General features: G+C 72.4%; 15 protein-coding genes. 10 read left to right on the top strand and 5 right to left on the bottom strand.

From position 1 onward, the window contains the following. Positions 1-3: 3 nt before the first annotated feature. Positions 4-1,146, top strand: coding sequence for an iron chelate uptake ABC transporter family permease subunit (locus AB0B35_RS32720; protein WP_361052885.1), 1,143 nt, complete (start codon positions 4-6; stop codon positions 1,144-1,146). 39 nt (positions 1,147-1,185) lie between these two features. Further along, complete coding sequence (locus tag AB0B35_RS32725; protein ID WP_361052888.1) at positions 1,186-1,992, top strand: ABC transporter ATP-binding protein; 807 nt, start codon at positions 1,186-1,188, stop codon at positions 1,990-1,992. On the opposite strand, the gene AB0B35_RS32730 is transcribed toward AB0B35_RS32725, so the two are convergent. Next, positions 1,982-2,686: a hypothetical protein gene (locus AB0B35_RS32730; protein WP_361052891.1), complete on the bottom strand. Its 705-nt coding sequence runs from the start codon at positions 2,684-2,686 to the stop codon at positions 1,982-1,984. The two genes, AB0B35_RS32725 and AB0B35_RS32730, sit on opposite strands and share 11 nt — an antisense overlap. A gap of 235 nt (positions 2,687-2,921) precedes the next feature. Between AB0B35_RS32730 and AB0B35_RS32735 the strand changes: the two genes are divergently transcribed. Further along, a complete protein-coding gene (locus AB0B35_RS32735) occupies positions 2,922-3,989 on the top strand; it encodes a glycerophosphodiester phosphodiesterase family protein (RefSeq protein ID WP_361052894.1) in 1,068 nt (355 codons plus the stop codon). Positions 3,990-4,133: 144 nt separating this feature from the next. On the opposite strand, the gene AB0B35_RS32740 is transcribed toward AB0B35_RS32735, so the two are convergent. Then, on the bottom strand, positions 4,134-5,186 hold the full coding sequence (locus AB0B35_RS32740) for a Gfo/Idh/MocA family oxidoreductase (protein ID WP_361052897.1): 1,053 nt from the start codon (positions 5,184-5,186) through the stop codon (positions 4,134-4,136). Further along, entirely contained in the window at positions 5,183-6,475 is a 1,293-nt protein-coding gene (locus tag AB0B35_RS32745; protein ID WP_361052900.1) for an enolase C-terminal domain-like protein, read from the bottom strand. The genes AB0B35_RS32740 and AB0B35_RS32745 overlap by 4 nt, the downstream gene beginning before the upstream one ends. 310 nt (positions 6,476-6,785) lie before the next feature. Between AB0B35_RS32745 and AB0B35_RS32750 the strand changes: the two genes are divergently transcribed. Genes AB0B35_RS32750 through AB0B35_RS32760 form a run of 3 tightly spaced genes read left to right on the top strand, consistent with a single transcriptional unit; the run spans position 6,786 to position 8,907 of the window. Continuing rightward, complete coding sequence (locus tag AB0B35_RS32750; protein ID WP_361052903.1) at positions 6,786-6,980, top strand: hypothetical protein; 195 nt, start codon at positions 6,786-6,788, stop codon at positions 6,978-6,980. Beyond that, complete coding sequence (locus AB0B35_RS32755) at positions 6,980-8,197, top strand: SET domain-containing protein (protein ID WP_361052905.1); 1,218 nt, start codon at positions 6,980-6,982, stop codon at positions 8,195-8,197. The genes AB0B35_RS32750 and AB0B35_RS32755 overlap by 1 nt, the downstream gene beginning before the upstream one ends. Before the next feature lie 5 nt (positions 8,198-8,202). Beyond that, on the top strand, positions 8,203-8,907 hold the full coding sequence (locus AB0B35_RS32760; RefSeq protein WP_361052908.1) for a hypothetical protein: 705 nt from the start codon (positions 8,203-8,205) through the stop codon (positions 8,905-8,907). On the opposite strand, the gene AB0B35_RS32765 is transcribed toward AB0B35_RS32760, so the two are convergent. Further along, on the bottom strand, positions 8,844-9,476 hold the full coding sequence (locus AB0B35_RS32765; RefSeq protein ID WP_203688509.1) for an HNH endonuclease family protein: 633 nt from the start codon (positions 9,474-9,476) through the stop codon (positions 8,844-8,846). The two genes, AB0B35_RS32760 and AB0B35_RS32765, sit on opposite strands and share 64 nt — an antisense overlap. A gap of 279 nt (positions 9,477-9,755) precedes the next feature. Between AB0B35_RS32765 and AB0B35_RS32770 the strand changes: the two genes are divergently transcribed. Both AB0B35_RS32770 and AB0B35_RS32775 read left to right on the top strand, forming a co-directional pair. Next, a complete protein-coding gene (locus AB0B35_RS32770; protein WP_239167089.1) occupies positions 9,756-10,067 on the top strand; it encodes a metalloregulator ArsR/SmtB family transcription factor in 312 nt (103 codons plus the stop codon). Beyond that, positions 10,064-10,468 (top strand): SRPBCC domain-containing protein, encoded by a 405-nt coding sequence (locus tag AB0B35_RS32775; protein WP_361052911.1) that lies wholly within the window; start codon positions 10,064-10,066, stop codon positions 10,466-10,468. The genes AB0B35_RS32770 and AB0B35_RS32775 overlap by 4 nt, the downstream gene beginning before the upstream one ends. Positions 10,469-10,562: 94 nt before the next feature. On the opposite strand, the gene AB0B35_RS32780 is transcribed toward AB0B35_RS32775, so the two are convergent. Then, positions 10,563-11,429, bottom strand: coding sequence for a calcium-binding protein (locus AB0B35_RS32780; protein WP_361052914.1), 867 nt, complete (start codon positions 11,427-11,429; stop codon positions 10,563-10,565). A gap of 291 nt (positions 11,430-11,720) precedes the next feature. Here AB0B35_RS32780 and AB0B35_RS32785 point away from each other — a divergent pair, with 291 nt between their 5' ends. Further along, entirely contained in the window at positions 11,721-12,191 is a 471-nt protein-coding gene (locus AB0B35_RS32785; RefSeq protein ID WP_361052917.1) for a GNAT family N-acetyltransferase, read from the top strand. A gap of 41 nt (positions 12,192-12,232) precedes the next feature. Then, complete coding sequence (locus tag AB0B35_RS32790) at positions 12,233-13,165, top strand: phosphotransferase (protein WP_361052920.1); 933 nt, start codon at positions 12,233-12,235, stop codon at positions 13,163-13,165. The last annotated feature ends 24 nt before the right edge of the window (positions 13,166-13,189 follow it).

Raw genomic sequence — 13,189 nt, forward strand, 5'->3', positions numbered from 1 at the left:
GCCGTGCACCCACCGACCTCCGACACCCCGCCCGCCCCCGCCCCGCCACCAGCCAAAACGGCGATCGCCACGGCCGCCCGCCTGACAACCGACATCACGGGCAAGCAGGCCCGCACCGGTCGCGCGCTGCGGTCTTCCCTGCTCGGGCTGCCGCTGCGCCCGCGACTGATCGTCATGTGCGCCGTGCTCGCGGTGGCGGCGTTCGCGGCGTTCTGCCTCGGGCTGGCCCTCGGTGACTACCCCGTGCCGCTGGTCGACGTCGTACCGGCCCTGTGGCGCTCCGGGGCGCGCGGCACCGTCTTCATCGTCCACGAGGTACGCCTGCCCCGCGCGCTCACCGGCGTGCTGGTCGGCGCGGCGTTCGCGGCCTCCGGGGCGGTGCTGCAGGCGATCACCCGCAACCCGCTGGCCAGCCCCGACATGGTCGGCATCAACGCGGGTGCCACCACCGCGGTCGTCGCGGGCATCGTGCTCGGCTTCGGCGACCCCCTCGGCACGCCCACCCTCGGCCTGGCCGGCGGCCTGCTCGGCGCGCTCGCCGTGTACCTGCTGGCCTGGCGGCGGGGCAGCACCGGATTCCGGATCGTGCTGGTCGGCATCGGCGTGTCGTGGATGTGCACCAGCGCCACCGACTACCTGCTCACCCGGGCCAAGATGCACCAGGCGCAGGAGGCGGTCGGCTGGCTGGTCGGCAACCTCAACGGGCGCGGCTGGGAGGCCGTACGCCCGCTGGGTGTCGCCGTGGCGGTGCTGCTGCCCGCGGCGCTGCTGCTGGCCGGATGGAACCGCAACCTGCAGCTCGGCGACGACGTCGCCCGCGGCCTCGGCACCCCCGTGCAGCTCGCCCGTGGCCTGCTGCTGCTGGTCAGCGTCGCGCTCGTGTCGTTCGCCACCGCCGCGGCCGGGCCGGTGCTGTTCGTGTCGCTGGCCGCGCCGCAGATCGCGCAGCGGCTGGCCCGGCTGTCCGCGCCGCCGGTACTGCTGTCCGCGCTGACCGGCGCGCTGCTGGTGTCCGGCAGCGACCTGCTCGCCCGGCACCTGCTGCCCGACCTGGACCTGCCGGTCGGGGTGGTGACCGGGGCCATCGGCGCCGGTTTCCTGCTCCGGCTGCTGGTCCGCGCCAACCGCGCCGACAGCGGAGGCTGAAGTGATCTCCCCGTACCGCCCAGCCACGGAGGACGTCCCATGACAGCGCTGCGGGCCGAGGACCTGACCCTCGCCTACGACGACCGCACCGTGGTGTCCGGTCTCGACCTGCTGATCCCCCACGGTCGCGTCACCGTCGTCGTCGGGGCCAACGCCTGCGGCAAGTCGACGCTGCTGCGCGCCCTGGCCCGGCTGATGCGCCCCGAGCACGGGGCGGTGCTGCTCGACGGGCGGGCCATCCACACGCAGCCGACCAGGCAGGTCGCCCGCCAGGTCGGCATCCTGCCGCAGTCCCCCGTCGCCCCCGAGGGCATCAGCGTGCTCGACCTGGTCGGCCGGGGGCGCTCGCCGCATCAGACCTGGTGGCGGCAGTGGTCGGCCGCCGACGAGCAGGCCGTCGCCGAGGCCCTCGCGGCCACCGGCATGACCGAGCACGCCCACCGGCCCGTCGACGAGCTGTCCGGCGGCCAGCGGCAGCGGGCCTGGATCGCGATGGCCGTCGCCCAGCAGACACCCGTGCTCCTGCTCGACGAGCCCACGACGTACCTGGACCTTTCGCATCAGGTCGACGTGCTCGACCTCGTCACCGACCTGAACCGGCGCGACGGGCGCACCGTCGTCATGGTGCTGCACGACCTCAATCAGGCCTGCCGGTACGCCGACCACCTCGTGGTGATGCGCGACGGGCGGATCGCCGCCGAGGGCGACCCGGGCGTGGTGGTGACGGCGGAGCTGGTCACCGCGGTGTTCGGGCTGGGCTGCCAGGTCGTGCCCGACCCCGTCACCGGCACCCCGATGGTCATCCCGCTGAGCCGCCACCACCCCGCCCGGACCGTCACGGCGTGAGACGCGGCGGCGGCCCGGCGTACACCTCGTCCTCGGCGAACGCGGTCCGGCTGCCGCCGGACACGGGCGCGGCGGGGCGCAGGCCCGCCGGACCGGCGGCGCCGCTACCTGCCGTGGCCGCCGGCCCGCCGGCCGAGCGCCCACCGCGAGTGGCCGGCCACAGGGCGGCCAGGATCAGCAGGCCCGACAGGGGCAGCAGGTCCAGCGTCACCGGAGGCAGGAGGATGCCGATCAGCAGCACGACCGGGCTCCACCACGGCAGCCGCCGGGTCCGGGCCGCCAGGATCGCCAGCACGAGCAGTCCGACGAAGAACAGCTGCGGTCCGACCTGATAGACGACCAGGTCCACACCCGGGATGTCGCCGAAGTCACCGGACAGCGCCCGCATGCCGGCCTTGTCGTCGGCGCGCAGCGCGAACCAGATGTCCGCTCCGAACTGGACCATCGAGGCCGCGAGGCCGAACATGGTCACGGCGACGGTGCCGGAGCGCCACGCGCCGCGGGGCAGCAGCGCGCCCAGGCCCAGGATCGCGGGCACGAACAGGACGACTCCGGCGAGGGCGAGCAGGTGCGCGGCCTGCCAGTCCAGGCCCGGCCCGTACACGCCGTCGGACTTGCCGACGATGCGGACGACCCCGTAGGCGGCGAGCAGTAGCGGCGCGGCGATCAGCGCGACAGCGGCAGTTTTCTTCACCCGCCGATCGTCTGCCCGCGCGGCGGGACGCGCCTCCGGGCCGGACCCGGACCGCGACCCCGAGGCGCGGCCAGGGCTTCCACCGAGGCCGATGCCGGGCGGCCGGACCGCGCGGCACGGCGCACCGGCGCGTCCACCAACGTTCACCGCCCCCTCACGCCCAGGCCACGGCGGGGATCGGCACGGCTTCTACGGTCGACCGGTAAGTAGATCTTGACAGAACCGAGGTACCCCCATGTCCCTACGTCACGTCCTGGCGGCCCTGGCCGTGGTCCCGGCGCTCGCCGTCCCGGCCGCCGCTCACGCGTCGCCGCCCGCCGGCCACGGGCCGCTGCCGCAGAAGACGCACTTCGACCTGCAGGCGCACCGTGGCGGCATCGGCATGACCACCGAGGAGTCCCTGGAGGGCTTCGCCAATGCGCTGCGCCTCGGGGTCAGCACGCTGGAGCTGGACACCCAGATCACCAAGGACGAGAAGGTCGTCGTCACCCACGACCGCAAGGTCAGCGCCCAGAAGTGCGCCGACACCGCACCGGTCACACCGGGCGACCCGATGTACCCCTACGTCGGCAAGTACCTCAAGGACCTGACGCTGGCCCAGGTCAAGACGATGGACTGCGGATTCCAGCAGCTGCCGGGCTTCCCGGAGCAGGAGCAGATCAAGGGCCAGCGTCTGGCCGAACTGCGCGACGTGCTTGACCTGGTCAAGAGCCACCGCGCGCACGGCGTGACGCTGAACATCGAGACCAAGGTCGAGGCGGGCGCGCCCGAGCAGACCGCGCCCCGCGAGCTGTTCGTGCGCCGGGTGTACGAGGAGATCCACCGCTCGGGCATCGAGAAGCAGGTCAGCATCCAGTCCTTCGACTGGGGCGCGCTGATGGCCATGCACCGGCTCGCGCCGAAGATGCCGCTGGTCGCGCTGACCAACTACGACTTCCTGCAGGTCGGCAAGCCGGGCGCGTCGCCGTGGCTGGGCGGCATCGACGCCGACGACTTCGGCGGCGACTTCGTGGCCGCGGCCGCGTCGATCGAGGGCGTCACCGCGCTGTCGCCGAACTACGGCTTCCCGCAGAACGGCAAGATCGGAGACCCCGGTTTCCGCTTCTACCCCGACCAGGACATGGTCGACCGGGCGCACGCCCGCGGCCTGAAGGTCATCCCGTGGACCTGTGACGACATGCCCACCGTCGCGGCGCTGATGGACATGGGCGTCGACGGGATCATCACCGACTACCCGAACCGGGTGCGCGAGCTGATGGCCGAGCGCGGCATGAAGCTGCCGAAGGCGTACGACGCCCACTGACGGTCCCACCCCGGCGCGGCGGCGCGCACTCCTCCCCGACCGCCGCCGCGCCACCGCCAGCCTGCGCTGACCTGCACCGAAGCCAGGCGGCGGTAAGGAAGGGCACCTTCCACAACGCATAGCGATGTGAAGGTGCCCTTCCTTTCATGCGGCCCAGGGAAGCGGGAGTGGGGGTGGGAAGGTGGAGGTGACGTCGACGGGGGTGCCGGACTGCTGGGAGTGGGCGGCGGCGGTGAGGATGTCGACGATGTGGGCGGCGTGCTCGGCCGAGCAGCGGTGCGGGCGGCCCTCGTTGATCGCGGCGACGAACTCGGCGATGCCGCGACCCCAGGGGATGCCCGGGTAGGGGTCGCCGAGCAGCGGGACCGGCTCCGGGGGCAGGCCGACGCGGATTTCGGAGTCGAAGTTGGTCCAGTCGGCGATGTGGATGGAGCCGCGCTCGCCGTGCAGCTCGATGCCGGACTGGCGGGTACCCGCGCCGACGTAGAAGTTCGCGGTCAGGCGCACCGTCGCGCCGCCGGCCAGTTCCAGAACGACGACGGAGAAGTCGGGGGCCTGCGGGGAGAACATCTCGCCGGACAGGGTGACCCGGTCGGGTTTGAGGATCGTGCCGTACGCCCACACCCGGCGCGCGGGGCCGAGCATCGCGGTCAGCGCCGTCAGCGAGTAGACGCCGACGTCGAACAGCGGACCGGCCCGGTACGGCCCCTGCGGCGCGGGGTGCCAGGACTCGATCCGGTCGTGGTTGACCTCGGCGTACACCAGTTTGATCGGGCCGACGGCGTCGTCGCGGACCAGCTTCCACGCCGTCTGGATCGCCTCGCCGAGGTACGTGAACGGCGCGCAGCCCAGCCGCAGCCCGCGCGAGGCCGCCTCGGCGATCAGCGCCCGCGCCTGCTCGGCTGTCGGCGCGAGCGGCTTCTCGCTGAACACGTGCTTGCCCGCGCGCAGCGCTGCCGTGGTGACCGGCACGTGCGCGAACAGCGGGGTCAGGTTCACGACGACGTCAATCTTGTCGTCGGCGAGCAGCTCGTCGAGGCTGCCGTAGATCGGCAGGTCGTGCGCGGCGCCGAACGCCGCCGCCTGCGCCGGGTCGTTGTCGTAGCCGCCGAGCACGTCGATGCCGGGGTAGGTGCGCAGGTCGGTGAGGTAGCCGGCGGCGATGTTGCCCGTGCCGACGATGCCGATGCCGGTCATGGCGCCTCGATCCCCCCGTCGGGCCGGCGTACCCGCGCCGACCAGCGTTCGTGCAGGTGCGTGACGGCCGGGTACTTCGCCGCCGCCTTCTCGTCGACCTCGATGCCCCAGCCGGGGGCGTCGTTCGGATACAGGTAGCCGCCGCGCGGGTCGAGCGTGCCCGGGAACACCTCACGCACCGGATCCGGCCACAGGTGGCCCTCCTGGATCGAGAACGCCGGGCTGGACACGTCGAGTGCCACGTTGCAGGCCGCGCCGATCGGCGACACGTCCGCGGGCGCGTGCCAGGCCGTGCCGACGCCGGTCAGCTCGCACAGCGCGACCAGCTTGCGCGCCGGGGTAAGGCCGCCGATCGCCGAGATGTGCAGCCGCAGCAGGTCCACGCCGCCCCCGGCGACCAGCCGGGCCGCGTCGGCGACCGAGGCGACCTGCTCGCCGACCGCGATCGGCATCGGCGCGGCGGCGCGCACCTCGGGCAGGCGGTCGTACAGCTCCAGCGGGATCGGATCCTCCAGGAAGAACAGCCGGTACGGCTCCAGCGCGCGGGCCAGCGCCACGGCCTGCTTCACGGTGAGCCGGTGGTGCACGTCGTGCATCAGGTTCGGCTTCTCGCCCAGCACCTCCCGGGCCGCGGCGAACAGTTTCGGGGTGTCGCGCAGGTACTGCTGCACGTCCCAGCCGTCCGGGTAGGGCGCGTCCGGGTAGCCGCCCGGGGTGCCCGGCGCGCCGTAGGTGCCCAGGCCGGGGCCGCCGGCCTGCAGGCGTACGTGCCGGTAGCCGGAGTCGAGGATCTCCTGCGCGTGCTCCAGGGTCTGCTCGATGGTCGCGCCCGCGGCGTGCAGGTACGTGTCGGCGGCGGCGCGGACCCGGCCGCCGAGCAGCTCGTACACCGGCATCCCGGCGCGCTTGCCCGCGATGTCCCACAGCGCCTGGTCCACCCCCGACAGGGCGCTGTTGAGCACCGGGCCGCCCCGCCAGTACGACGACAGGTGCACCATGCGGGTGATGTCCTCGATGTCGGCCGGGTGCCGCCCGATCAGCATCGGGCCGACGTGCTCGTCGACGGCCGCCACGACAGCGTGGAAGCGCTGCGTGAACGTGGCGCAGCCGTAGCCGTGCAGGCCGGGGTCGCTGGTGTCGACGCGGACGACGACCAGGGGCAGGCCCTCGGGGGCGGTGACGATCGCGCGTACGCCGGTGATCCGCAGGCCGTCCCGCGCCGCCCACGGCGCCTGCGTCTCCGCCATCACGGCCGGCGGTCCGGAGCCCGCCGCTTGCTGCTGTGACATGACTGTCCTTCAGGTGCGTCAGAGGCCGGTCTGCGTGAGCGGACGCCGCCCGGCGGGGATCATCGCGACCCTACCCGCAGCAGGGCATATCGCAAGATCCGGTCCACGGACGGGGACGGCCGGCGCGTCCGCTCGGTGTCATCACCCGTTCGAGTCGAACAGCGGGTCTCGACTCGGTTCGGCGCTCCGATGCCCTAGTGGTCGGCTGATCACCGGCCGGTCACGGACCTCCGGCTCGGTCCGGGAGGTCCGTGACCGGCCACGCCGACGGGCATACGCCGACTGCGTCGGGGCAGTAGCCTGCATCGTCATGGGACGGTCGCCCGACGAGCCACGACTGGCGCCGATGTCGCCGGCGCCCGCCGAGGAGCGCAACGACCACCAGGGCAGTCGCGTACTCGTCGCCGTCAAGGCGCTGGCAGTCGCAACGCTGCTGGGGGTTGTCGGGTTCGTCGTGTTCATGTTCGTGGTGCTGAGCGGCCTGCTGAAGAAGTGGGTCGGCTGATGCCCGCCGCTTTCCCGCCGCAGCCCGCAGCTGATTGCTGGCTGCACCCCGGCGTCGAGGTCCGCGCATCTTCGATCTCCGGCAAGGGCCTGTTCGCGCGCATCGCGCTCCCGGCCGGAACCGTGGTATCCCGGCTGGGCGGCCACCTCGTCACCTGGGCGCAGCTGCGGCAACTGTTCGCCGAGGCGGCGCTCGAGGGCCGCTATGTCGATACGGTCAGCGTCGCCGACGACCTTCATCTCGTGCTGCCGCCGCGCCGGGACAACGGGTACGGCAACCACAGCTGCGACCCGAATCTGTGGTGGGTCGACGCGTACACCCTCGCGGCTCGGCGCGACATCGCTCCCGGCGAGGAAGTCACCAACGACTACGGCACCAGCACGGCCGTCGCGGAGTTCCGGATGGACTGCACCTGCGGTTCCGCTCGCTGCCGAGGCGTGGTCACCGGCCACGACTGGCAGCTCCCGGACCTGCGGGAACGCTACGGCGACCACTGGATTCCGCTGCTGCTCGACCGTATCCGCAGCACGGGCTCCGAAGCGCTACCCGGATCGGCGCCGATCAGCGTTGACGGCGGCCACCTCTCGATTCCCGAGCCACTCCGCGCGTTGATCACCACGACGGCCGCCGCCGAGCTTGCCCGCGTACACAATGATCAGGTCGTCTTTCCCCACCGGTTGCTGGTCGACGGTCCCGAAGACGAAGACCGGCGATTTCCCGGTTGGCCCACGCCCGTGCTGGTGATCGCCGACGAGAACCAGGGGGTCTGCAGCTGGGGCGTTCCCCTCGGCGTCGCGGCACCGCCGGTGCTCGTCGGCGGCGATCTCGCCGGCGACGCGGGTACCGCCATTTACGCACCTGACGTGTCCAGCTTCGTCGCGGCCCGGCGCTGGGACGGCACCTGCCTGGGCCGTGAGCCGCTCCTTCAGGCGCAGGCGGCTCCGCTGGATGAGGAATCTCTGGCATATCTGCGAGCGAACTTCGACGAACGCGCGTCCACGCACGGTTGGCCCGCGCAGGAGCAACTGCGGTTCGAGCGCGACGGAGTCAGGATTCTGCTGTGGTCGGGGAACGACCAATGTGATTGGTGGCTGTCCGGCACCCGGGACATCACACTCGGCGAGACCGCCGCCCGGTTGCTCGACCTCTCCGACCTGCGGAGATCGCTCTGGTCCAACGACGTTGCCGGGGAGGCCTTGCTCGACCGGCTACGGTGACGCGCATGGCGTCGAGATCGAGTGGGCAGGTCGTGCTGCGTGCCCTCCCGTTGTGGTTCTGGTGGGTCAGCGTGGCCGTGTTCGCTCTCGCGCCCGTGATGCTGCTCTTGACCTCCGGGCACCGCAGCGCCGCGTTCCTCACCCTCGTGAGTCTGGGCTACGCGGTGGGGCTCGGCCGCAAGTTGCAGCACCGCAGCGCCGAGCGGGAGCAGGCCGCACACGTCGCGCAGGGGACGGTGCCGAGCTGGTCGCTGCTGAAGGTCGAAGTCGTCGAGCTCGTCGAGGACGATTGGCCTGGCCTGGTGCGAGTGCGGCTGGTCGACGCCGACGGAAGGGCCGCCACCTTCGTCGACAAGATCCCGATCTTCTTCGAGGAGTTCACCTCCGCCACCGCGCTGCCCGCGCCCGGTCACGTCAGGTGCTGGGTGGTCGACTCCACCCGCGACGGCACTGGACGCAGGCTCGTCGTGTCGACCGTGATGGACGGCGTGACGAGCGAGGACGGCCGTGACGAGTTCCACGTCCGGCCGGATCAGGTCGAGGCGCCCCATGGGGGGCCCGCTCCTGAGCGGGTGCGACCGACGGCGCCGCCCGTGCGGAGTCCCCGGTCGTCGGCGACCGCCGCCCACGACCGGGGACTATCGGATCAGCAGCTGGCGAGCATGCTGTTGAGGGCGGACTTCTCCGCGCTGTCGACGGTGAGGTTGTAGTACCACTTCACCTGGATCCAGGAGCGGGCGTACGTGCAGCGGAACGACGACAGCGGCGGCTGCCACTCAGCCGGGTCCTTGTCGCCCTTGGCCTGGTTGACGTTGTCGGTGACGGCCCACAGCTCGGGCCCGCCGAGGTCGTTGGCGTAGGTCTGGCGCTGCGCGGTCGTCCACGCCCACGCGCCGGACGCCCACGCCTCGGCCAGCGGGACCATGTGGTCGATGTCGACGTCGGACGCGGCGGTCCAGGTCGCTCCGTCGAACGGGCTGTACCAGGACCCGGAGGTCGCGGCGCAGCTGCTGTTGACCACGACGCCGACACCGTCGCGCTTGAGGACCTGCTCGCGGGTGTTGCAGGCGCCGGTGATGGTGATCCAGTGCGGGAACAGGTCCCGGTTGTACGTGGAGCCGTGGGACTCGGCGGCGACGGTGAGCGCCGCGAGGCGGCTCACGGCCGTGCTGTAGGAGGGGATGTTGGGCGGGGTGGCATGGGCCGGGGTCGCGGTGAGGGTGAGCGACATGGCCAGGGCGGCCGCGGTGGCGGCCACCGCCTTGAGGACACGGGACATTGGAGGGTCTCCCGACTGTCCGCCGCCGCGGCCGGATGGGGGTTCCGGACTGGGGTAACGACGGGGACGGATGGACCATCGCAGATGGACGCCCGTGGATCCAGACCGGATCTCTACGACGGCATGAATTTCTTGTGAAACGCCGCCCGCACACGGCGGGGTTGAGCGATGGGAAGGGCACCTTCTTATACGCGTAGCGATAAGAAGGTGCCCTTCCTTGCTCTCGACGTGTCGGGAGAAGTTGACATGTCGGGGATCTCCGACGTATTGTTACCGACTGTGACCACTGACGTGTTCAGCGCATTGGCCAATCCCGTACGCCGGCAACTGCTCGACTCGCTGCGCGAGGGCCCGCGCGCAGCCGGCGAACTCGCCGGGCAGTTCTCGCTCAGCCGGCCCGCGGTCTCGGAGCACCTGCAGGTGCTGCGGGGCGCGGGCCTGGTCCGCGAGGAGCCGCGCGGCCGCCATCGGTACTACCACCTGCAGCCGCAGCCCCTGGCCGAGGTCGGGCAGTGGCTGCATCCCTACGAACACTTCTGGCGCGAGCGGCTCAGGTCGCTGCGCGACGTACTCGACGAGGAACTCTCATGACCGATCCCGCTGTCATCCGCTGCGACCAGTTCATCGGCCACCCGCCCGCACGGGTGTGGCAGGCGCTGACCGATCCCGAACTGCACGCCAGGTGGTGGGCGGCCGGCGACGTGCGGCCCGTCGTCGGCCACCGCTTCACCCTCGACATGGGCAACTGGGGCGAGCAGCCCTGCGAGGTGCTCGCGGTCGAGCCGGAGAAGCTGCTCAGCTACAGCTTCGCGACCGGTTCGCTGGACAACACCATCACCTTCCGCCTGGAGGCTGAAGGCACCGGCACCCGCCTGTTCTTCGAGCAGGCGGGCCTGGACCTCGACTCCCCCCTCGGCCGCACCGCCTACGAGGGCATGTCCCGCGGCTGGCCAGGCCTGCTCCGCCGCATCGAACCCGCCCTCGCCCCCTGACGCCCCACTCCCCGCCGCAACTCTTGAAGACTCGTGGCCTGCGGGATGTCCGGAAGGCGCGACTCTTCAAGAGTTGCGGCAGAGGGGGAGGCGGTCAGGCTTCGCAGTTGGTGGGGGTTTCGGTGTTGGCGCAGATGTCGATGCCGGGGCCCGCGTCGGCCGAGTCGGTGCCGACGCCGCCGTTGACCAGGTCGGTGAAGGCCAGGTCGCCGACGACGGTCAACTTGTCGTTGCCGGTCTTGGCGTCACTGAAGACGGTGTCGTCGCCGGGGCCGGCGTTGAGGGTGTCGCGCCAGCCGCTGCCGCCGACCGTGCCGGCCGTGGTGACGGTGTCGAAGTTGCCGTAGATGGTGTCGTTGTCGTCGCCGCCGGACAGGTTGTTACCGGCGACGTCGACGCCGAGCGCGCCGGCCACGTCGACGGTCAGGTTGCGGGCGTCGCCGTAGATCGTGTCGGCGCCGGGACCGCCGAAGACGCCGTCGGCGGCGAAGGCCGCGCCGATGGCCGCGGCGGTGACCGAGACATCGATCGCGTCGCCGTAGAGGGTGTCGGCGCCCTCGCCGCCGTACAGGTAGTCGTTCCAGCCGACGCCGCCGACGACCGTCGGGAACTCGGCCGCGCCGAAGTCGCCGACGACGATGTCGTCGCCCGGCCCGGCGAAGACGATGTCGTTGCCGCCGGCCGCGGCCACGTCGAGCGCGGCGGACTCGCCGTACACGGTGTCGTTGCCCTCGCCGGCGCAGATGACGTCGTTGCCGCCGAGGCCGCTGATGGTGTCGTCGCCGGCCAGCGCCAGGATGACGTCGTCGCCGGGCGTGCCGACGATGACGTCGGCCTCGGCGGTGCCCAGGTGGGTGACCGGTTTCTCGTTGCACAGCGCGACGGCGTGCGCGGGGGCCTGCACGGCGGCGAGGCTCAGGGCCGCGACGGCCACGGCGAGGGCGGTGCGTGCGATACGCATGGGCGGGTGCCTCCAGGTGTGTGCGGACGTACGCTCCCGGCGCAGGTCGGGACACCACCCTGATGGCGGCACACACTGCCGGGGCAATCCGAGATCAAATGCTATGACCGGACAAATGGGGCACAGTGGAACCACGCCGTCACGTCCTGATCTGCGGTTCTCCGGCGTCGGCGTTCGGATGTTCACCCGGCCAGTGCGGCCGCCCACGCGACCACGGCCGACTGCCGCGGATCGAGCAGGTTGACGTGCTCCCCTGCCGTCGGCACCTTCCGACCTGGCATGATGCCCGGCATGACCGCCCCTGTCACGCCTGATTCCGCCCGTCTCGCCCCCGTCGACGCCGCCAACTGGCGGGCCGTCACCGCGCTCACCGTCGCCGAGTCGCAGTCGGACTGGGTCGCCGCGCCCGCGTACTACCTGGCGCTGTGCCAGTACGGCGAGGCGGGCTGGCGGCCCCTGGCGGTGCTCGACGCCGACGGCGACGTCGTCGGTTTCCTCATGTGGACCGTCGACCCCGCCGACGGGGCGGCCTGGCTCGGCGGGATCATCGTCGACGCGGCACGGCAGGGCCGCGGGTACGGCCGCGCCGCGGTGCGCGCCGCGATCGCGCTGCTGTCGGCCGAGCACGGGCTGAGCAGCTTCGCGCTGTCGTACGAGCCGGCCAACACCGCGGCCCGGCGCTGCTACGCGGGCGTCGGCTTCACCGAGACCGGCGAGATCGAGGACACCGAGGTCGTCGCGCGGCTGCACGTCGCGGCCTGACGGGCCGCACCACCGGAGTCCGGGTGCTAGCGTGGCCCGCCATGGCGCACTCGATGCCCGCACCGCCCGTCGTCGCCGACGCCGACCTCGACGCCTGGTGCCGACGCTGGCTCGGATCCGGGGTCGACCAGACGCTGTTCACCGTCACCCACCTGTCGGCCGTCGTCGGCGTGCGGCTCAAGGACGACCGCGAGGTCGTGGTGAAGGTCCGCCCGGCCGCGCCCCGGCTGGCCGTGTGCACCGCCGTGCAGCAGGCGCTGTGGCACGCGGGCTTCCCGTGCCCCCGCCCGCTGCTCGGCCCGGTGCCGTTCGGCGGGTACGCGGCCCACGCCGAGGTCCTCGCCCCCGGCGGTGAGGTGCTGCCCGTGGACGGCGACGCGGCCGAGCGGTACGCGGCGCTGCTGGCCGACCTGGTCCGGCTCGCGCCGCGGCCGCAGGTGGCGGGCGTGCTCGCGCCGCATCCGCCGTGGACGGCCTGGGATCACGGGTACGGCGGCGTGTGGCCGCCGCCCGACGACCGCGACGCCGACCTCAACGCCCAGCCGGACAGCGCCTGGCTCGACGACGTCGCCCGCCGGGTCCAGCGGCGGCTGCACGCCCTGCCGGCCGGGCCGACGGTCATCGGGCACGGCGACTTCTACGCCGAGAACCTGCGCTGGCGCGACGGGCAGCCGTGGGCGGTGCACGACTGGGACAGTCTGATCAGCGCGCCCGAGGCGGTCATCGTGGGGCTCGCCGCCGCGGTCTGGCCGATCGGCGTCGTGCAGCGGCCCGCCACCGTCGCCGAGTCGGCGGCGTTCGTCGAGGCATACCAGCAGGCCTCGGGCCACTCGTGGAGCGCCGAGCAGGTGCAGGCGAGCTGGGCGGCGGGCCTGTGGGTCGACGCCTTCGACGCCAAGAAGCTCGCCCTGGACGGCACCGTGTGGTTGACCCCCGAGCAGGCCGAGCAGCGCCTCGCCCTGGCCGGGGCCTGAGCCCGCGACACGCCCGGCCTCGGC

Source organism: Catellatospora sp. NPDC049133 (assembly GCF_040648455.1).
Lineage (GTDB): Bacteria > Actinomycetota > Actinomycetes > Mycobacteriales > Micromonosporaceae > Catellatospora > Catellatospora aurea.